Annotated in this window: 20 protein-coding genes and 1 pseudogene; 7 read left to right on the top strand and 14 right to left on the bottom strand. The window is 67.1% G+C overall.

Going from position 1 to position 18,617, the window contains the following annotated elements:
• Nucleotides 1-12: 12 nt before the first annotated feature.
• From rplW to Y900_RS30360, 5 genes are all read right to left on the bottom strand, one after another.
• The gene (rplW, locus tag Y900_RS17640; protein ID WP_036343508.1) at nt 13-315 is read right to left on the bottom strand and encodes a 50S ribosomal protein L23; all 303 of its coding nucleotides are present in this window, start codon (nt 313-315) and stop codon (nt 13-15) included.
• A complete protein-coding gene (gene rplD, locus Y900_RS17635) occupies nt 315-971 on the bottom strand; it encodes a 50S ribosomal protein L4 (RefSeq protein WP_036343507.1) in 657 nt (218 codons plus the stop codon). Before rplD ends, rplW begins: the two co-directional genes overlap by 1 nt.
• Nucleotides 968-1,621, bottom strand: a complete 654-nt coding sequence (rplC, locus tag Y900_RS17630) for a 50S ribosomal protein L3 (RefSeq protein WP_036343506.1) — start codon at nt 1,619-1,621, stop codon at nt 968-970. The genes rplD and rplC overlap by 4 nt, the downstream gene beginning before the upstream one ends.
• 19 nt (nt 1,622-1,640) lie before the next feature.
• Nucleotides 1,641-1,946: a 30S ribosomal protein S10 gene (gene rpsJ, locus Y900_RS17625; protein WP_003883485.1), complete on the bottom strand. Its 306-nt coding sequence runs from the start codon at nt 1,944-1,946 to the stop codon at nt 1,641-1,643.
• A gap of 444 nt (nt 1,947-2,390) precedes the next feature.
• A complete protein-coding gene (locus tag Y900_RS30360) occupies nt 2,391-3,074 on the bottom strand; it encodes a hypothetical protein (RefSeq protein WP_051660125.1) in 684 nt (227 codons plus the stop codon).
• Nucleotides 3,075-3,183: 109 nt separating this feature from the next.
• On the opposite strand from Y900_RS30360, the gene Y900_RS17615 reads away from it, so the two are divergent.
• From Y900_RS17615 to Y900_RS17600, 4 genes are read left to right on the top strand one after another with little or no spacing between them, the layout of a single operon-like run.
• Nucleotides 3,184-4,254: an NAD(P)H-dependent amine dehydrogenase family protein gene (locus Y900_RS17615; RefSeq protein WP_051660124.1), complete on the top strand. Its 1,071-nt coding sequence runs from the start codon at nt 3,184-3,186 to the stop codon at nt 4,252-4,254.
• A gap of 2 nt (nt 4,255-4,256) precedes the next feature.
• Entirely contained in the window at nt 4,257-4,724 is a 468-nt protein-coding gene (locus tag Y900_RS17610; protein WP_036343503.1) for a VOC family protein, read from the top strand.
• Nucleotides 4,711-5,496 (top strand): SDR family NAD(P)-dependent oxidoreductase, encoded by a 786-nt coding sequence (locus Y900_RS17605; protein ID WP_036343502.1) that lies wholly within the window; start codon nt 4,711-4,713, stop codon nt 5,494-5,496. The genes Y900_RS17610 and Y900_RS17605 overlap by 14 nt, the downstream gene beginning before the upstream one ends.
• Nucleotides 5,493-6,107: a TetR family transcriptional regulator gene (locus Y900_RS17600; protein ID WP_036343501.1), complete on the top strand. Its 615-nt coding sequence runs from the start codon at nt 5,493-5,495 to the stop codon at nt 6,105-6,107. Before Y900_RS17605 ends, Y900_RS17600 begins: the two co-directional genes overlap by 4 nt.
• On the opposite strand, the gene Y900_RS17595 is transcribed toward Y900_RS17600, so the two are convergent.
• Complete coding sequence (locus tag Y900_RS17595; protein WP_237752587.1) at nt 6,104-7,675, bottom strand: carboxylesterase/lipase family protein; 1,572 nt, start codon at nt 7,673-7,675, stop codon at nt 6,104-6,106. The genes Y900_RS17600 and Y900_RS17595 overlap by 4 nt on opposite strands.
• 191 nt (nt 7,676-7,866) lie before the next feature.
• Between Y900_RS17595 and Y900_RS17590 the strand changes: the two genes are divergently transcribed.
• Complete coding sequence (locus Y900_RS17590) at nt 7,867-9,117, top strand: cytochrome P450 (RefSeq protein ID WP_036343497.1); 1,251 nt, start codon at nt 7,867-7,869, stop codon at nt 9,115-9,117.
• Here the strand turns inward: Y900_RS17590 and Y900_RS17585 are convergent.
• Nucleotides 9,083-9,733 (bottom strand): TetR/AcrR family transcriptional regulator, encoded by a 651-nt coding sequence (locus Y900_RS17585; RefSeq protein ID WP_036343496.1) that lies wholly within the window; start codon nt 9,731-9,733, stop codon nt 9,083-9,085. The genes Y900_RS17590 and Y900_RS17585 overlap by 35 nt on opposite strands.
• Before the next feature lie 95 nt (nt 9,734-9,828).
• Here Y900_RS17585 and Y900_RS17580 point away from each other — a divergent pair.
• Nucleotides 9,829-11,477: pseudogene (locus Y900_RS17580) on the top strand (MFS transporter).
• Here Y900_RS17580 and mftG read toward each other — a convergent pair.
• The 7 genes from mftG to mftA all read right to left on the bottom strand — a co-directional run bounded on the left by mftG (nt 11,388) and on the right by mftA (nt 17,888).
• A complete protein-coding gene (gene mftG, locus Y900_RS17575) occupies nt 11,388-12,830 on the bottom strand; it encodes a mycofactocin dehydrogenase MftG (RefSeq protein WP_036347120.1) in 1,443 nt (480 codons plus the stop codon). The pseudogene Y900_RS17580 and the gene mftG sit on opposite strands and share 90 nt — an antisense overlap.
• A 4-nt stretch (nt 12,831-12,834) precedes the next feature.
• The gene (gene mftF, locus Y900_RS17570; protein WP_036343494.1) at nt 12,835-14,247 is read right to left on the bottom strand and encodes a mycofactocin biosynthesis glycosyltransferase MftF; all 1,413 of its coding nucleotides are present in this window, start codon (nt 14,245-14,247) and stop codon (nt 12,835-12,837) included.
• A complete protein-coding gene (gene mftE, locus Y900_RS17565; RefSeq protein ID WP_036343492.1) occupies nt 14,244-14,987 on the bottom strand; it encodes a mycofactocin biosynthesis peptidyl-dipeptidase MftE in 744 nt (247 codons plus the stop codon). Before mftE ends, mftF begins: the two co-directional genes overlap by 4 nt.
• 126 nt (nt 14,988-15,113) lie before the next feature.
• Nucleotides 15,114-16,307, bottom strand: a complete 1,194-nt coding sequence (mftD, locus tag Y900_RS17560) for a pre-mycofactocin synthase MftD (protein WP_036343490.1) — start codon at nt 16,305-16,307, stop codon at nt 15,114-15,116.
• Between the two features lie 2 nt (nt 16,308-16,309).
• The gene (mftC, locus tag Y900_RS17555; RefSeq protein WP_036343488.1) at nt 16,310-17,479 is read right to left on the bottom strand and encodes a mycofactocin radical SAM maturase; all 1,170 of its coding nucleotides are present in this window, start codon (nt 17,477-17,479) and stop codon (nt 16,310-16,312) included.
• The gene (gene mftB, locus Y900_RS17550; protein WP_420329774.1) at nt 17,476-17,790 is read right to left on the bottom strand and encodes a mycofactocin biosynthesis chaperone MftB; all 315 of its coding nucleotides are present in this window, start codon (nt 17,788-17,790) and stop codon (nt 17,476-17,478) included. The genes mftC and mftB overlap by 4 nt, the downstream gene beginning before the upstream one ends.
• A 2-nt stretch (nt 17,791-17,792) precedes the next feature.
• Nucleotides 17,793-17,888: a mycofactocin precursor MftA gene (gene mftA / locus Y900_RS31000; RefSeq protein ID WP_071947491.1), complete on the bottom strand. Its 96-nt coding sequence runs from the start codon at nt 17,886-17,888 to the stop codon at nt 17,793-17,795.
• A gap of 92 nt (nt 17,889-17,980) precedes the next feature.
• Between mftA and mftR the strand changes: the two genes are divergently transcribed.
• Nucleotides 17,981-18,598 carry a mycofactocin system transcriptional regulator MftR gene (mftR, locus tag Y900_RS17540; protein ID WP_036343485.1) on the top strand — a complete coding sequence of 206 codons (618 nt, stop codon included), beginning with the start codon at nt 17,981-17,983 and terminating at the stop codon, nt 18,596-18,598.
• The last annotated feature ends 19 nt before the right edge of the window (nt 18,599-18,617 follow it).

The following is an 18,617-nucleotide window of genomic DNA, read 5'->3' as shown; positions in this document are numbered from 1 at the left end:
GTTCCCGCCGGGTCAGGCGGGAGCTCCGAATAGGTCGATCGGCTTGCTGCCGGGTGCCAGGGTCACGATCGCGCGCTTGGTGCCCTTGCGCTGTCCGTAACCGGTGCGGGTGCGCTTGCGCTTGCCCTGCCGATTCAGCGTGTTCACCGAGTCGACCTTCACCTTGAAGATCTTCTCGATGGCGATCTTGATCTGCGTCTTGTTCGAGCCGGGAGCGACGACGAACGTGTAGACGTTGTCCTCGATCAGTCCGTAGGACTTCTCGGAGATGACCGGCGCCAGGATGATGTCGCGGGGGTCGGTGATGGTTGCCATTAGACCGACACTCCTTCTTTTTCGTCCTTTGTATTCGCGCTGATGTAGGCGTTCAGGGCCTCGACCGAGAACACCACGTCATCAGCGTTGAGCACGTCGTACGTGTTCAACTGGTCCGGCGAGATCACATGAACACCGGGCAGGTTGCGCACACTCTTCGCGCCGATCTCGTCGGTGCGGCCGATGACGATCAGGACCTTGCGGCGGTCGGTCAGCGAGGCCAGGAACGCCTTGGCGCTCTTGGTCGACGGGGTCTGCCCCTCCAGCACCTCGGTGATCGCGTGGATCCGCTCGTTGCGGGCCCGGTCCGACAGCGCGCTGCGCAGTGCGGCGCGGATCATCTTCTTCGGGGTCCGCTCGCTGTAGTCACGGGGCTGCGGGCCGTGCACCACGCCACCACCGGTGAACTGCGGCGCGCGGGTCGAACCCTGGCGGGCGCGCCCGGTGCCCTTCTGCCGGTACGGCTTCTTGCCGCCGCCGGAGACCTGAGCGCGAGTCTTGGTGGCGTGCGTGCCCTGCCGCTTGGCAGCCAACTGCGCAGTCACCACCTGATGCATCAACGCGATGTTGGGTTCGACGTCAAAGAGGTCAGCCGGTAGTTCAACCGTGCCGTCCTTCTTGCCGCCCGGAGTGCGAACGTCAATCTTCAGAGTCACTTCTCACCTCGTTTGACTGCCGTGCGAACCATGACGAGCCCGCCGTTGACGCCGGGGACCGCACCTTTGATCAGCAGCACGCCGTTTTCGGCATCGACCTTGTGCACCAACAGGTTCTGCGTGGTGACGCGATCGCTACCCATGCGGCCGGACATCCGGGTGCCCTTGAAGACGCGACCCGGGGTGGCGCAGCCACCGATCGAGCCCGGCCGGCGGTGCACGGCCTGCGCACCGTGGCTGGCGCCCTGGCCCTTGAAGCCGTGACGCTTCATGGTGCCGGCGAAGCCCTTGCCCTTGGAGGTCCCGGTGACGTCGACGTAGGCGCCGTCGGCGAAGATCTCCGCCGTCAGCTCCTGACCGACCTCGTAGTCGGCGGCAGCAGCCTCGTCATCGAGGCGCAGCTCGGCCAGGTGCCGGCGCGGGTTGACCCCGGCGGCGGCGTACTGACCGGTGACCGGCTTGTTGACCTTGCGGGGGCTGATCTCGCCGTAGGCGAGCTGCACAGCGCTGTAGCCGTCACGCTCGGGCGTGCGGATGCGGGTGACCACGTTGGGTCCGGCCTTGACGACCGTGACGGGGACGACCCGGTTGTTTTCGTCGAACACCTGGGTCATGCCCAGCTTGGTGCCCAAAATGCCTTTTCGTGCCATTTGTTCGTCGACTCCCCTACTACTGGATGTTCACGTCGACGCTGGCCGGCAGATCGATGCGCATGAGAGCGTCAACGGTCTTCGGCGTCGGGTCGAGGATGTCGATGAGTCGCTTGTGCGTGCGCATCTCGAAGTGCTCCCGCGAGTCCTTGTACTTATGCGGGGAGCGGATGACGCAGTACACATTCTTTTCCGTCGGCAGCGGCACCGGACCAACCACGCTCGCACCGGTACGGGTGACCGTCTCCACGATCTTGCGCGCCGAGGCATCAATGGCCTCGTGGTCGTAGGCCTTGAGCCTGATGCGGATCTTTTGTCCCGCCACGCTTCTCCTACCTTCACTCCTGCTTGGTCCCATGGAGGGACACGGTGGTCATGCGCGGTTCCCGCCGGCCATGGCCGGACAGTTACAGCGCTGGCTGTCGCCGCCGCTCTTTACCTGTCTCTGGTGCTCCGACCCCCGCGGTCGGGTGTGTCGCCCTCACGCAGTCTCGACGCACGGATAAATCTGCCGCACTCCGAGATGGGGACCGGACGCGCCCGTTCGGGCGCCGGTCGTACACCTTGGGCGGACGCTCCCGCATGGGAGGCGAACCCGGCTCAAGGCAACCCGAACAGTATGCCCTAGATCGCGGCACCAGCCAAATTCGGCCGGAGCGCCAGCTAAACCCGCCCGAAGCCTGGTAGCGGGTCGGTTTGGACGCGTCGCGCGACACGCCCAGCCGACCCGGATCGCAGCGGCGTACCGGGCAATTATTGCCGCGCGCTATTACCCGGCCGGGTCCCGAGTGGCGGTCTGGTGGGCCCGATACAGACTGACCGAGGTCCCGAGGTACCACACTCCGGTCGCGGCGACGGGTAGCAGCGTTCCCCACCCGCCTTCGATGGAGAACGGGCCGCCGCCGAGGAACACGCTGAACGTCCCCACCACATTGACCACCGCAGCGATGACGGCCAGCCACCCGGTCCAGCGCGGCAAAACGGCTTGCGAAAACACGCAGCCCACGTAGCCGGTCGCGGCCAGAGCGACGATGAAGCCGCACAGCGCCAGCAAGACCAGGCTGAAGTCGGCGCCCACCGCACGCACCGCGGAGGCCGACAGCTCGTGCGCCGCCCCCGCCGCAACGATCCGGATCGACATCGAGACGAAAGACAACGCGGCGACGGCCACCGTGCCGACGAAGAACAGATCGCCGAGATGGCGACCGGCGGATGCGGTGTGAAGCAGCCGGCGGACGGCGACCGCGAACCAGATCACCAGCCCGGTTGCCAGCGCGTACAACCACCCCTGCAGCACCACTTGATTGTGGTGGTCGATGAAGAATCGTTGGACGGCCTGGTTGCTGGCCTCGGGCCCGGGGGGCTTACCCGTCAGCAGCGCGGCCACCACGGTCGCGATGACAAAAGCGATGCCGGCGCTGCCGCCGGTGCGATCCAGACGAGTGTTGTCCATGGTCGCCCCCAACTGGCTAGGTCCCTTGCCGGACGATACGTCCGACCGACGGGCCGTCTGCCCGATTCCGCACTGAAATACCTGACAGTTACTGCCATATCGACATACGATGCCGCTTATGTATCGCGTCATTCAGTGGGCAACCGGCGGTGTGGGCAAGGCCGCAATCCAGGGCGTGCTGCGCCATCCCGAACTCGAACTCGTCGGCTGCTGGGTTCACAGCGCCGACAAGCACGGCCGCGATGTCGGCGACGTGATCGGCGAAGCCCCGATCGGGGTGGCCGCCACGACAGACATCGACGAGCTGCTGGCGACGGACGCCGACTGCGTCATGTACTCCCCCTTGCTTCCCGACGATTCGGTGGTCGCCAAGATCCTGCGCTCCGGCAAGAACGTGGTGACCCCGGTCGGGTGGGTCTACCCGGACCGGGAGAATCCCGCGGTGCAGGCTCTCGAACAGGCGTGCGCCGCAGGCAACGCGACGTTGCACGGTTCCGGTATCCACCCCGGCGGCATCACCGAGCGCTTCCCGCTGATGATCTCCGCCCTCACGGCCGCCATCACCCATGTCCGCGCCGAGGAGTTCTCCGACATCCGCACCTACAACGCACCGCTGGTGGTGCGAGAGGTGATGGGGTTCGGCCTGACACCGGAGCAGGCGATGAGCGGACCCATTGCCGCGCTTCTGGAAGCAGGCTTCAAACAGTCGGTGCGCATGGTCGCCGACCAGTTGGGGTTCCGGTCCGATCCGCGCATCCGCTCCACACAGGAGGTCGCCGTCGCCGTCCACGGAACCGACCAGCTGGTGGTTCCGATGGAGGCAGGCACCGTGGCCGCCCGGCGCTTCAAGTGGCAGGCCATCGTCGACGACGAGCCGGTCGTCACGGCTGCGGTGAACTGGCTGATGTGCGACGTGGAACTCGACCCGCCGTGGACGCTCGGCGAGAAAGGCGAACGCTTCGAGGTGGAGGTCACCGGTGACTGCGATGTGTCACTGACTTTCAAAGGGCTGCAACCGGAAACGGTCGAGGAGGGCCTCAAGCGCAATCCGGGCGTGGTGGCCACCGCCAACCACTGCATCAGCGCCATCCCCTATGTTTGCGAAGCCGCCCCGGGCATCAAGACGTATCTCGACCTGCCGCTGATTGCCGGCCGGGCCGCACCCCACCTGGCTGGGTAACCGTGGAAAGCCTTCGAGACCTTCGGTTTTCGCACCTGGTGGTCGGAGTCACCGACATGGACCGGGCGCTGGAGTTCTACCGGGGGCTGCTCGGCATGGATGTGTTGTTCGACCAGACCATGGCCGGCGAGCCGTTCGACCATGCACTCGGCGGCGGCGACGGAAACCAGGGCCGGGTGGTGGGCGGCGTGATCGGCGGAGTGACGATCGAGCTGCTGTCGTTGGGTACAGCGAGCCGCCCGGCGAAGCGGTCATTCATCGGCAACCAGAATATTTCGCTGTCAGTCACCGACCTCGACCTCACCTACCGGCAGGTGCAGGCGGCCGGCTTCCCGCCGGATCAGGCTCCGTTCGACATCGCCGGAGTTCGGATGTTCTTCGTCAGGGATCCTGACGGAACACCAGTGGAATTCATCGAGTTCCCGGGTACTGCACGCACATCGGAGGAGTTACATCGTGGTGTCCCCTGACGCGACCTACTGGCATCCGGGATCGCTGAGCGGTCACCGGGTGATCGTCACGGGGGCGGCCCGGGGCGTCGGCCGCGGAATCAGCGCGGCGCTGCTCGAACGCGGCGCCTCCGTGCTGCTGGTGGACCGCGACCCGGGGGTGATCGGGGTCGCCGGAGCCCTCCGCGATGACCAGCACGCCGTCCCGCTGGTCGCCGACCTGTGCGACCACTCCAGCTATCAGCACATCATCGACGTCGCGGTCGAATCGTTCAGTGGGATAGACGCTTTGATCAACAACGCGATCGCCACCGATGAACCCAAACCGTTCACCGACATCACCATGGCAGACTACGATCTCGTCTTCGACATCGGTCCGCGCGCCACCTTCTTCCTCATGCAGGCCGCCTACCCGGTGCTGAAAGCCGCCGGCGGCGGGTCCATCGTGAACTTCGGCTCCGGCAGCGGCACCGGCGGACAGAAGTCGTTCGGGGCCTACGCCGGCGCCAAAGAGGCGATTCGCGGTATGTCGAAAGTCGCTGCGCTGGAATGGGGTGTCGACAACATCCGGGTCAACGTGGTGTGCCCGTTCGCCAACTCCGACGGTGTCGCAGGATGGAGCGACGCACACCCCGACATCTACAACAAGATCGTCAAAGGTGTACCGCTGCGCCGCATCGGCGACACCCACGCCGACATCGGCGCGGTGGTCGCCTTCCTGATCAGCCGCGACGCCTCGTACATGACCGCCCAGACCATAAACATCGACGGCGGGATGGGAACCTACAGGTGAGCAGCCCGCCCGCCGAGCGGCCGCCGACACTGCGGGACCGGCAGCGGGCGCAGGTGCGCGCCGATATCCACGCCGCGGCCTACCGGCTTTTCGCCGCACGAGGATTCGGCAACGTCACCACCGACGACATCGCCGCCGAAGCATCGGTGTCACCGCGAACATTCTTCCGCCACGTCGCGACCAAGGAGGATCTGCTGCTCGGAGCGGTGCAGCGCGGCAATGCCGCGATCGCGTCGCTGCTGCTGCGTCGTCCGCGCGACGAGTCACCCGACGTCGCACTGGCCGCCGCGATCGTCAGCCGGGTCGGGTCGTTCGAGGACGTCGATTTGGAGAACTGGCGCGCGGCGATCCTCACCGCACCCGAGTTGCTCGACCGGGCGACGCTGCTGTCGACCGCGGACCGCGAACAGATGATTCAGCTCGTGGCTGCGCGTATGACCGCCGACCCGAGCCAAGATTTGCGCCCCGGACTGCTGGTCCAATTATCCTTTGCAGCAGCGGATTTCGCCTTTCAGCAGTGGGTGAGGAATCGCGGAGACCGCCGCAGGCCGCTGGCGGCCGATGTCGCCGAAGCATTGGCCGTGGTGGCCCACCCGCGCTGGAGCGGCTAGCGCGCACCGCTGCGACTGGTCCAGAACGGGCACTGGTGCCGCGAACCGAAGTCGGTGGTGACCGTCAATTCGCCGGTCTGCAGCGATATCCGCTTGCCGGTGGCCACGTCGGCGCCGAACTCCGGCCACACCGGCAACCCCGACACCTCGGGAGAGCCGGTCTTCACGAACTGGCTCCAGTAGGCGACCATCTGGTCGGACAACACGCGTTGCGCAGGGTCCAACGGCCGGGCGCCGCCTACGTCGAACAGGTACCGCAACTCCAGCGAGTGACTGGCCCCCACCGGGAACGGGGCCGCGCGCAGCGGGTCGGGCGCCGGGGCCGTGCGGTCGTTGAACTCGTAGGCGTACACCGGCCCGGTGTGCGAAAGGCTGGACGCGATTCGGTCAGCGGGACAAGCGAATACGCTGTCGGTGACCGCGGCGGAATACGCCAGGCCCACACTGCCCCCGTACCGATCCAGCGGATAGCGCTCGGCGACCGCGGCCGCGTCGGGGCCGAACGTCTTCGCCATCAACTGCGGGTAAGGCGGCAGCTGCCGCTCCTTGAGGTACTGGATTGCGGCGAACATCGCGAACTCGTCACCGTTGCTGCCGACGAGGACCGGCATCCGGGGCACCCGACTCGAGGCGAACGCGATCATCGGGTCAACCGGCAACCGGTCGGTACCGGTGACGGGACCGGTCAGCTTGTCGGGGCCGAGCCCGACATAGAGCGGGGCGCGTCGCAGGGCATCGGCCGGCAGCGCACGCAAGCACGCCGCCACCGCGGCCGGATCGGTGCATCCCGCCGCGGACGCGTACTCGGCGCTGACCTGTTGCGCGGTGGGCCGATCGGCCTGCGCCTGGCAGGGTCCGCTCTGCAGGATCGCGGCGCGAAACAAGCCTGTCGACTCGGGCGCGATCAGGTGATCGCACACCGACATCGCACCCGCCGATTCACCGGCGATCGTGACTTTGGTTGGATCACCACCGAATTCGGCGATGTTGTCACGAACCCACCGCAGCGAGGCCTGTTGATCGGCCAGACCGTAGTTGCCGACATCGCCGTCCGGGCTCAACGCGGGATCCGCCAGGAACCCGAGGGTCCCCAGTCGGTAGTTGACGGTGACGACGACGATGTCGCCCTGGGTGGCCATCCAGCGCGCGTCGTAGATGTCGGCACTGCCGTTGAGGAAGCCACCACCGTGAATCCACACCATCACCGGCTTCTGATGGGAGCGGCTCGCACCATCAGGGGTCCAAACATTGAGGTTCAAGCAGTCCTCTCCGGTGGGCCGCCCGTAGTCGGGGTCATATGTGGTGTCCTGGATGCACCGCAGGCCCGGCTTGGTGGCATCACGCACACCGGGCCACGGCGCCGCCGGCTGCGGCGGTTGCCAGCGCAGCGGCCCCACCGGTGCGGCCGCGTAGGGAATGCCGTTGAAGACCCGATAGCCCGGGGCCACCACGCCGCGCAGCGCACCGGCCGCGGTCTGCACCACCGCCGGCCCCGGCTCGGCGGGCGCGGCCACCTGACGTTGTGGCTCACCGCTGTTCCGTGCGCACGCGGCCACGACCAGGGCCATGAGCAGCACCATTGCGCAGTGCACTCGTCGGCTCCTCGATTGGTGTGGCACGAGAACCGAGCCTACGCGGCGGGCCGCTCGAGCCATGACCTGGCAATTCCCACGATTTGCCTGCGACCTGGAAGAATCCACGCCAAACTAGGAACCTGACACCCGTCAAGTTTCTGGTATGAGTTGAGCGAGGAGACCCGATGACCCCACGGATCATGGACAAAGCGGCCCGGGTTCTGGCCAGTCCGCTGGGCTACACCGATGAGCAGCGGATGCACGAATCGCTTGCTCACCTGCGTGCACATGCCCCCGTGTCGTGGGTCGAGGCCGAGGGATACCGGCCGTTCTGGGCGATCACCAAGCACGCCGACATCATGGACATCGAACGTCAGAATGACCTGTTCACCAACGATCCGCGGCCGCTGCTGGCGATCGCCGAAGCCGACGACGTGTTGCGCGCACAGATGGAAGCCGGGATCGGCCTGCGCACGCTGATTCACATGGACGACCCGCTGCACCGCGACATGCGCAAGATCGGCGCTGACTGGTTCCGCCCGAAAGCCATGCGCGCGTTGAAGACCCGCTGTGACGAGCTGGCAAAGATCTATGTCGACAAGATGCTCGAGCGTGGACCGGAGCTCGACTTCGTGCAGGAGATCGCGGTCAACTTTCCGCTCTACATCATCTTGTCGCTGCTGGGCCTGCCGGAGTCGGATTTCCCGCGGATGCTCAAGCTCACCCAGGAGATGTTCGGCGGCGATGACGAAGAGTTCCAGCGCGGCGGCAAGACCGACGACATGCTCGCGGTGCTGCTGGACTTCTTCAACTACTTCAACGCGCTGACCGCCTCGCGCCGCGAGCATCCCACCGAGGATCTCAGCTCGGCGATCGCGAACGCCACGATCAATGGAGAACCGTTGTCCGACATGGACACCGCCTCCTACTACGTCATCGTCGCCAGCGCCGGCCACGACACCACCAGCGCCGGAATCGCCGGCGGGCTACTGGAACTCATCCGCAACCCGGGTGAGCTCCAGCGGTTGCAGAACGATCCGTCCCTGATGGGCACCGCGGTCGAGGAGATGATCCGCTGCATCGTTCCGGTCAAGGAGTTCATGCGCACCGCCCAGGCCGACACCGAGGTCCGCGGTGTCCCCATCGCCGAGGGCGAAGCCGTACTGCTGTCCTATGTCTCGGCCAACCGCGACGAAGAAGTCTTCGCCGACCCGATGCGCTTCGACGTCGGCCGCGACCCCAACAAGCACCTGTCCTTCGGCTACGGCGTGCACTTCTGCCTGGGCGCAGCGCTGGCCCGCATGGAGATGAACAGCTTCTTCACCGAACTCGTCCCGCGTATCAAGTCCATCGAACTCGCGGGCGAACCCGAACTCATGGCCACCACCTTCGTCGGCGGCCTCAAGCGCCTGCCGATTCGCTACTCGCTGAAGTGATGTCACCGATCCGGTGGACGGCCAGAAAGCCGTCCACCGCAGCGCGGGCGCACTCGCGGTAATCGAAGTCTGCGAGCGTACTGATCCGACCGGCAACCAGTGGGCCGATCAAGAGCATGATGGCCTGCGCGCGGTCGACCTCGCCGAGTTCACGCCGGGCGTCGGGACTGTCGAAGATCGCGTCGAACGGAGCGCCGTACTGCTGAGCGACCCGCTCCCGCAGGGTGCGGACCTCCGGGCTGTCCGAGCCCTCGTCCTTGCCCGGCAGGTGCTCCATGTCCGGACCCAGAGCCAGCCAGTAGGTCGCCGACAGCAGGGCTGGGGTCTCCGAGATGAGGTCGGCCTGCGCCTGCAACAGCGCGAGCAGGCGCTCCCGCAACGTCCCGGTCTCCGGCGGCATCGGGGCGGGCGGAATGAGGCTGTGGAACGCCGCGGCCAGCAGATCGTTCCCGCTGGGAAAATGCCGGTACAGAGTTGCCCGCGCGACGTTGGCGCCGCGGGTGACGGCGTCGACGGTGACCGCGCTGGGGCCGCCGGTGCGCAGCAATGCCGTTGCGGCGTCCAGTAACCGCGCGCGCGAGCGCGCAGGTCTGGGGTCGCTGCGTCGGCTCGCCATGAATGGAATCCTCCCCGGTGCCGGTCAGCACGTTTGAATATTTTTGAGACGGATAGTCCCATAGTTGGACTTGCGACCGAAAGAAGGGCCCCCGTGTGGACACCTTGATCCGGCCCGACAAGGGTACCGACACCCGACTCCGGAACGTCTCGACTCGGCAGCGAACATGGACATTGACCGTCGCCTGCCTGGGCGTGGCGCTGGTGATCTCCTCGATGATCGCCCTCAATACCGCGCTGGGCGACATCGCCGTCTCGACGTCGGCCAACCAGTCCCAGCTGACCTGGGTCGTGGACAGCTACACCCTGGTGCTGGCCTGCCTACTGCTCCCGGCCGGGGCCATCGGCGACCGCTACGGCCGTCGCGGTGCTCTGCTGATCGGTCTGGCCATTTTCATGCTGGCTTCCCTGGCGCCGATCTTCCTCGATGCACCGATTCAGATCATCGCCGCCCGTGCGGTCGCCGGAGCAGGGGCCGCGTTCGTCATGCCGGCCACCCTCTCCCTTCTGACGGTCGTCTATCCGAAGTCGGAACGCACGAAGGCAGTCGGGATCTGGGCAGCGGTGGCCGGCAGCGGCGCGGTTCTCGGAATGCTGGGTTCTGGTGTGCTGCTGCACTTTTGGCCGTGGCAGTCGATCTTCTGGGCGCTGGCCGGCGCAGCTGCGCTGCTGTTCGCGCTGACCTGGACGGTCAGCGATTCGCGCGACGCGACCACTCCCCCGCTCGACTGGCCCGGCGCGGCACTGATCGCAGGCGCCGTCGCGGTACTGGTGTTCGGCATCGTCGAAGCGCCCCAACGAGGCTGGTCGGATCCGCTGGTGATCTGCTGCCTGGCTGCGGGGCTGGCGCTGGCGGTGGCCTTCGGCGTACTCGAGGTCCACACCGAACGCATCCGCTGCTCGACGTATCCTTGTTCCGGCGAGCCGATTTCGCCACCGGCGCGGCGGCGATCGCAGTGTTGTTCCTGGCCAACTTCGGGTTCATGTTCCTGGTCATGCAGTACACGCAGCTGATTTTGGGGTACTCGGCGTTGCAAACCGCGTTGGCGTTGACCCCGCTGGTATTCCCGCTGGCCGTGCTGTCCGTGACCTCGTCGTGGTATCTGCCGCGGCTGGGGTTGCGCACGGTCGTCTCCACCGGATTGCTCTTCCTGACAGCCGGATTCGCCTGTCTGCTGACCCTGCGAGTGGACTCGTCCTACCTCAGCCTTGCCTGGCCGCTGCTGGTGCTGGCCACCGGGGTGGGGCTGTGCACCGCACCGACCACTTCGGCCATCATGAATGCTGCACCCGACGACAAGCAGGGCGTGGCATCGGCGGTCAACGACACAGTCCGCGAAGTCGGTGCCGCGCTGGGCATCGCTCTGGCGGGTTCGGTGCTGGCCGGCCAATACACCCACCGCCTCGGCGACCAACTGGCAGCGTTCCCGCCGCCGGTTCGTCAGGCCGCCGGTGGGTCACTGGCCGAAGCGCTGGCGGTGTCCAGCCGGCTGGGACCGGCCGGCGTTCAGGTGGCCGACATCAGCAAGTCGGCCTTCCTGCACGCAATGCAGAGCTCGATCGTGGTGCTCGCGATTCTCGTCGCGCTCGCCGCGGTGCTGATCGGGCTGTGGGCTCCCGGCCGTGACGGACGCCAATTCCGGCTGGTCCGAAAGTTAACCCGCCGAGACGAATTCGGCGGCGCGGTGGCCGATCATCGCGATCGTCGCGTGGGGGCCACGGCTGGTGATGCGGGGCAGCACTGAGCCGTCCACCACCCAGAGACGGTCAATCCCCCGCACTCGGCACCGCGGATCGACGACGGCGTGCTCGTCGGTGTCCAGACCCATCGGGGCCGTGCCGCAGAGATGCTGGGAGGTCGACCACATCGGCTCGCCAAGCTGCGTTGTGGTTCCGAGTACTTCGACGGCGTACTCGCAGCCGTGCCTTAACGCGGCGGTATCCTCACCCGCCCTGTCGTAATGGTGCTCTATCGACGGGGCGACCATGGGGTCGGTGGAGTGCAGGGACAGGCGCCCAGCGGCCCGAGGGTTCATCAGCGCCACCCCGAGATGGGGCCAATCCGGACGGCCGGCGGTGCCGTCGCCGACCATGGCGATGAAACCACCTGTGTATGGCCGGATCTCGATGCCATCGATCACCAGCACCACCTCGAGCACCGGCCGCTGCGGGGCGACGGTCCACGTTGTCGGCAGCACCCACTCCGGGTGATCCCAGGTCCGCCGCCCCACAGCTAGGTCGGCCGATACCGCAATGCCAAGCCGGCGCAGGGTCGCGGCGGGTCCGATGCCCGAGAGCATGAGCAGTTGCGCGGAGGAGATGGCACCCGCCGAGAGCACCACCCGGTCGGCCTCCAACACACTCGGCCCGTCCGGACCGACGGTCTCGACGCCGACCGCGCGGCTGCCGGAAAGCCGGATACGCAGGACCCGGGTGCGCGGCAGCACGGTCAGGTTGGGGCGGGCGGCGGCCGGCTCCAGGAAGGCCGCGCCAGGGCCGCCGCGCACACCGTCGACAATGTTCAGGGGCACCGCCCCGATGCCGGGGGGCGAGTTCTCCCCGATGGGCTCAGCGTTGAGGTCGGGCAACCAGCGCAGTCCGGCGTCCCGGGCGGCGTCGACGAATGCTGCTGTGCTGCCGACAAGTTCGTTGGTACGCCGGATGGCGATGGGGCCACCGTCTGCGCGGTCGGGGAAATCCAGATCGGTCTGGATGGCCCGGTAGTGCGGTATCACCTCGCTCCATGACCAGCCCGGCAGCGCAGGTCCGTCGAAGTCGACGGGCAGCGCCCGGCAGAAGTAACCGCCGTTGACCGCACCGGAGCCGCCCACCGTCACACCGCGGACGATATCGGCGTCCCGGGCCGGATCGTCGGTGAGTCGGGTGCGATAGCGCTGAGCCAGCGGACTCGCGGCGCCGATCGGCAGCTGCAGGCCGTTGCGAGTGAGGTCCCGGACACCCGGTTCGTCCGGGCCGGGGCCGGCTTCGACGACGGTGACCCGGCACGTCGGGTCCGCCGAGAGGCGTTCGGCCAGCACGGATCCGGCGCTGCCGGCACCGACGATCAGGACGTCGCTGCGTGTGCTGTGGTCGGCCACCAAGTCAGGTTTTGATCTGCGGCTTCAGTGGCCGCAGCGTGCGCTCGCGGATGACACCCGTCCACAGTCCGGCACCGTAGGCCAGATCGTCGAGGCGCTTGAGCAGGAGGTAGGCGAACAGGCCGATCGGCTTGCCCTCGACATCGGTGCTGCGGTTGCGGGTGATCCAGTCCTGCACCCCGTCGAGCACCGCCGCCACTAGGATCGCCTGCCTGCACCGCTGGGAGAGCAGGGCCGCCACCAACGCCAGCGGCCAGTAGTGCCGGCAGACCGCTGCCGACAGCTGAAGTGCCGCGGCGCCGATACCGCGCAGAGCCAGGACCACCACGTCGGACATGCCCGCGTCGGTGTTCTGCATTGCCTTCGCGGTGCGCCGGGTGGTCACCCCAGCGAACACCAGTGAGGCCAGATAGCCGCCCACCGAGCCCAGAGCCATCAGTAACCAGACCAACAGGCTCCACGCCGAGATCACCACGGGGGCCATCTTGTCCGGGTGCCGGATCGACAGCGGAGCCGCCGAGCTACCATAGAACGCCTTGCGGCCCAGCCAATCTCGCATCTGAGTGCGGTGCTCGTGGGCGACCAACGCGATCGGTTCGTAGCGCAGCCGGGAGCCCGACTCGATCAACCGCCAGCACAGGTCGACATCTTCACCCGAGCGCAGGGTCTCGTCGAAACCTCCAACCTCGAGCAGTGCCGAACGCCGACAGATGATCGCCGCGCTGGGAACGTAGGACACCCGGCCATAGGGCATCACCGGAGCCTCACGCTCACCGAGGTCCAGTGACGAGCGCACCGCCTCGTAGCGGGCGACCAGTTGATCGCTGTGCCCGAGCCCGACGATGCGCGGGGCCACCAGCGCCACCGCGGGATCGCAGAAGTGACCCAGCAGCGCCTCGAGCCAGCCGCGGCGCGGCACGACATCGGAGTCCAGGAAGGCAACGAAATCTGTTGTGCAAGCAGCAAGCCCGGTGTTACGAGCAGCCGCCGGCCCCTTGCTGCGCGCGTGCCGCACCACCTCGACGTCGCAGCGCGCGCCCGCGAAATCGTCGGGCTGAACCTGCATCTCAGAACCGTCGTCGACGACCACCACCCGCATTCCACGCAGAGACATGATCAACCGATAAAGCCCAAAGGGGTTGTTACGCACCGGAATCACCACGGTGACGTCACGGTGCGATGGACCGCCCGCGGGGCGGGGGTGGGCGACGGTGGCGTCGAGCAGGGTGCGGGCCAACTGGGCGCTCACCGCGTCGCGCACCTCGAGGCGGCCGCCGTCCAGCAAGGTCTGGGCCGCCGGCGCCAGGCGCAGTAACCGGGTCGGAGAACCACCGAGCAGGGCCGAGCCCTCGGCGAGTGTGCGCACCCGACGATCGACCTGTACCGCGAAGCCGTCGGGCAACCGCGGCTGGGTCATATCAGCATCCCGTCGTCGGCCGGTCGCCACCGGCCGACGCGTTGCGAACAATTGGCGACCATCTGCGTGAAGATGCGCTCACCGTCGACCCGAGTCGCCGTCGTCGGGTCACCAAGCACCCCCACCTCACTCACCGCGGCCACCCCCCCGAGACGCATCTGCGGCAAAAGGGTAGCCAGTGGAGCCCTGTTCCCGCTACACCAGGAGTCGGTACGGACGTCCGCCGGCGAAATATGTAGCAATACAGATGTTTCCGTATGACCGGCGTGGGCATCTCCGCCCTCGGCGACACACGCGCACCAGGCCGCGTCACGGCCCTCGGCGCGCAGCAGACGCACCGCCGAGCGCATGGCTTCTACATTGCCGCCGTGACCGTTGACGAAGACGAGCCGTCGCGCCCAACCACACGCCGAACGGCCGTACTCGACCAGCACGGTCGTCAGCGCCGCGGTGCCGATCGACACCGTCCCGGCAAAGCCCTCGTGCTCGCCGGACGCACCATAGGCGATCGCGGGCGCGAGCAGAAACTGATCATGGCCGGAACCGTTGAGGTCCTCGGTAGCGGCCCGGGCCACCGCGGCGGCGATGCGGGTGTCGGTATCGAGCGGCAGGTGCGGGCCGTGCTGCTCGGTCGAACCGACCGGGATCAAGATCGTTGGCGAGATATCGCGAAGCTGACTCGATGTCGAGTTGCCCAGCTCGCTCCGGAAAGCCACGCGCCGATGGTAGGCCGAATTCACCTGCTGTGCGCCAATTGTTCGAGGAGAAGACGGATTTCTTTCGCAATCGGGACGGTGGCGCCCACCAGGGGCCGTCACCGTCGTCCCGTCAGTCACGCCAGCACCAGAGGCTAGGTTATGGCGGGTTCAGTGCGTCCCGCCACCGGGCACTCCGAGCGCCCGGATGAAGCCGTCCGGCACCAAGATGTCCTCGGCCGTCAGGTCGTGAACCGACGCCTTCCCCAGCCCGCGCAGAGCCGAGTCGATGCCACCGGTCAGGATGTCGAGGACGTTCTCCACACCCGCCTGACCGTTGGCGGCCAGACCCCAGAGGTAGGCACGGCCGATCATGACCGCGCGGGCGCCAAGCGCCAACGCCTTGACGACGTCGCTGCCCCGGCGGACACCGCCGTCCAGCAGCACCTCGACCTGGTCGCCGACCGCGTCCGCGATGGCCGGCAGCGCCCGGATCGACGCCGGGGTGCCGTCCAGGTTGTTGCCACCGTGGTTGGACACCGAGATCGCCGAAACGCCAGCGTCCACAGCGCGTTTGGCGTCATCGATCCGCATGACACCCTTGAGCATGAACGGTCCGCCCCACAGCTCGCGCAGCCAGGCGATGTCGTCCCAGGTGGGCGGGGGCGTGCCCATCCACTGGCCGTAGGCGTCGAAGAACGCCGGACCGGCCTCACCCCGGCCTGCCTGGTTCGGCACCGACAGGGCGGGTGGGCGCAGAGTCTTGGCCCACTGGTAGAACCAGCTCGGCTTGGTCAGAACCTCGGGACTCATCTTGATCATGGTCTTGAGGTCCATCTTTTCCGGGATCTTGGGGCTGCCCCAGTCCCGCCCGTGGCTGAAGCTCCAGTCGGTGGTCACGATGAGCCCGACGGCCCCGGCGGCCCGGGCGCGCTCGGCGCGGGCGGCGATGGCATCCCGGTCGCCCAGCCAGTAGATCTGAAAGAACGTCTTCGGGTTCGCCGCGACGACTTCTTCGATCGGCTTGCTGGCAAACGATGACAGGCCCATCGCGGTGCCCCGGCCCGCGGCGGCGCGGGCGACGGCCACTTCCCCGTCAGGGTGCACGGCCTGCACCCCGGTCGGTGAGATCAGCACGGGCACCGAAACCTCTTGGCCCATCACCGTCGTTGCCATGTCCCGCTTTTCAAGAGCGCCGATGACATGCGGGGCGAAGCCGAGCTCGTTGAAGGCCTCGTTGTTGCCGTTGACCGTGAGGCCCTTCTCACTGCCACCGATGAGTGCGCCGTACGCAGACTTGGGGAGACGCTTCTTGGCGCGCTGCTGCGCGATGGCGACGGTTTCGAACCAGGTGTCGCGTGCCATGACTAGATCGGACTTTCGTTGCAGGGCTTGGCCGGCGGCCGGGTGGACAGGGTCAGCAGGATCGGCTTGCCCCGGGAGTGGTCGGCGCTGGGGCGGGGCTTGTCCCGCTCGGTCGCCAGGGCTGGCACCCCGTAGCCCTCGACGCACTCCGGGTCGGGACCGTCCAGCGGCAGCCCGGTGAAGAACTTCGCGGCCATGCAGCCGCCCCGGCACGCGTCGTAGTGCCCGCAGCTGCCGCAGGCACCGGCCGACTGCGGCTCGCGCAGTTCGCGGAACAGCGGGGCGTTCTTCCACACGTTGTCGAAACCGTTATCGCGCACCACGTTCCCGGCCAGGAAGCGGTCGTGGATCGCGAACGGGCAGGCGTAGACATCGCCGACCGGGTCGATCAGGCAGACCACCCGGCCCGCGCCGCACATGTTCAAACCTGACAGCGCACCGGGTGCGCCAAGGCCGGACAGGTGGAAGAACGAGTCTCCGGTCAGCACTCCCTCGCCCTTGGCGACCAGCCAGTTGTAGAGCGTCACCTGCTGCTCGGGGGTGGGGTGCAGTTCGTCCCACACGTCGGCACCACGCCCGGAAGGGCGCAGCCGCGTGATGCGCAAGGTCGCGCCGTAGCGGTCAGCGAGAGCTTTGAATTCATCGAGCTGGTCGACGTTGTGGCGGGTGACCACCACGGAGATCTTGGCGTCTGTGAACCCGGCGGCGGCCAGGTTCTCCAGCGCCCGGGTGGCCATCTCGAACGAGCCGGGTCCGCGCACGGCGTCGTTGACGTCCGCGGTGGCGCCGTCGAGGGAGATCTGCACGTCGACGTAGTCGCTCGCGGCCAATCGCGCGGCCACCTCGGGGGTGATGCGCACGCCGTTGGTGGAGAACTTGACCCCGACGTGGTGCTCGGTGGCGTAGTCCACCAGCTCCCAGAAGTCCGGGCGCACAGTGGGTTCGCCGCCACCGATGTTGACGTAGAAGACCTGCATGCGCTCGAGCTCGTCGATGATGTCCATGCACTGGCGAGTGGACAGCTCGCGGGGGTCGCGCTTGCCGGACGACGACAGGCAGTGCACGCACGCCAGGTTGCAGGCGTACGTCAACTCCCAAGTCAGGCAGATCGGGGCGTCGAGACCGCGCTCGAACTGCTCGATCAGCCGGGGTACCGGTGCTACCGAAGTCATTGGGAATCCTTGCAGGTCAACATGTTCGAGGTCACCAGCACGCTCAACGCATGCAGGTACGGCGCCTCGGCGGACTCGTCCACTCCCGCGGCTCGCAAGGCGGAGCGCGCGTCGGGGTGCTCGGGCAGTGAATTCACGACGGCCAAGATGGTGCGGTTCTTCAGGAACGACAGCTTCCGGGTGCCGAAGTGGTACAGCAATGCGCCGAAGGGTTCCGGTCGCACGGCCACCTGCGGATGCAGGCGCCAGCTGAGTGCCGGGTCGAAGGCCGACCCGGCCACAGCCGGATCGCCCACAGCGTGGGCGGGCACGGTCAGTAGACCCCGCACATCCCGTCGATGGAAACCTCTTCGACCAGCGTCTCGGTCACGAGTTCGGTTTCGGTTTCGGTTGCTTGGCTCGGCTCCATGAAAAGCACCCTTTCGTCGGCCCAGGTTCTCGACAATTGTGATCGAGATCGCAAGAATATGGCATCGAGTGCCGAAAAGAAAGGGCGGGTCGATGACGACTGGTTCTGGGGGTTCTCCGAGCGCCCGGGTGGGGCGGCGCAGGTCCACCACGCAGGACCACATCACCGACGTCGCCCTCGACCTGTTCGCCAATTACGGGTTCGGCTCGGTCAGCGTCGACGACGTGGCGGCGGCATCGGGTATCGCCCGGCGCACCCTGTTCCGGTACTACCCGTCGAAGAACGCGATCCCCTGGGGTGACTTCGACGCCCACCTGCAGCACTTCCGCGACCTGTTCGACCGGGTCGCCGACACCGAGGCGATCAGCCCGGCGCTGCGGTCGGCATTGTTGGCATTCAACACTTTTGACCCCTCGGAGACCGAACGGCACCGACAACGGATGCGGGTGATCCTGGAGACTGCCGAACTGCAGGCGCATTCGATGACCATGTACGCCGGCTGGCGGGGCGTGGTCGCGGATTTCGTGTCCGCACGAACCGGCGGCAAGCCCGGCGACCTGGTTCCCCAGTCGGTCGCCTGGCTGATGCTCGGGGTCGCCCTGTCGGCCTACGAGTACTGGCTGGCCAACGAGGCCGTCTCGCTGCCGCAGGCGATCGGCGATGCCTTCGACGTCGTCGCGCACGGACTCGACGACCTCGACGGGCGCTGACCCCCGCGTGTCATAAAAA

This window comes from Mycolicibacterium aromaticivorans JS19b1 = JCM 16368 (assembly GCF_000559085.1).
Taxonomy (GTDB): Bacteria; Actinomycetota; Actinomycetes; order Mycobacteriales; family Mycobacteriaceae; genus Mycobacterium; species Mycobacterium aromaticivorans.
Note: the sequence above shows the minus strand (reverse complement) of the source record. Positions and strands in the feature narration are given on the sequence as shown.

Excerpts from the sequence above, each read along its gene's own strand:
- Y900_RS17615 (WP_051660124.1), top strand. The coding sequence starts at position 3,184 with ATGCCGCTTATGTATCGCGTCATTCAGTGGGCAACCGGCGGTGTGGGC.
- Y900_RS30360 (WP_051660125.1), bottom strand. The coding sequence starts at position 3,074 with ATGGACAACACTCGTCTGGATCGCACCGGCGGCAGCGCCGGCATCGCT.
- Y900_RS17595 (WP_237752587.1), bottom strand. The coding sequence starts at position 7,675 with ATGGCCCTGGTCGTGGCCGCGTGCGCACGGAACAGCGGTGAGCCACAA.
- rplC (WP_036343506.1), bottom strand. The coding sequence starts at position 1,621 with ATGGCACGAAAAGGCATTTTGGGCACCAAGCTGGGCATGACCCAGGTG.
- mftD (WP_036343490.1), bottom strand. The coding sequence starts at position 16,307 with ATGGCACGCGACACCTGGTTCGAAACCGTCGCCATCGCGCAGCAGCGC.
- mftA (WP_071947491.1), bottom strand. The coding sequence starts at position 17,888 with ATGGAGCCGAGCCAAGCAACCGAAACCGAAACCGAACTCGTGACCGAG.
- mftR (WP_036343485.1), top strand. The coding sequence starts at position 17,981 with ATGACGACTGGTTCTGGGGGTTCTCCGAGCGCCCGGGTGGGGCGGCGC.
- rplW (WP_036343508.1), bottom strand. The coding sequence starts at position 315 with ATGGCAACCATCACCGACCCCCGCGACATCATCCTGGCGCCGGTCATC.
- Y900_RS17590 (WP_036343497.1), top strand. The coding sequence starts at position 7,867 with ATGACCCCACGGATCATGGACAAAGCGGCCCGGGTTCTGGCCAGTCCG.
- mftF (WP_036343494.1), bottom strand. The coding sequence starts at position 14,247 with ATGACCCAGCCGCGGTTGCCCGACGGCTTCGCGGTACAGGTCGATCGT.
- mftC (WP_036343488.1), bottom strand. The coding sequence starts at position 17,479 with ATGACTTCGGTAGCACCGGTACCCCGGCTGATCGAGCAGTTCGAGCGC.
- Y900_RS17585 (WP_036343496.1), bottom strand. The coding sequence starts at position 9,733 with ATGGCGAGCCGACGCAGCGACCCCAGACCTGCGCGCTCGCGCGCGCGG.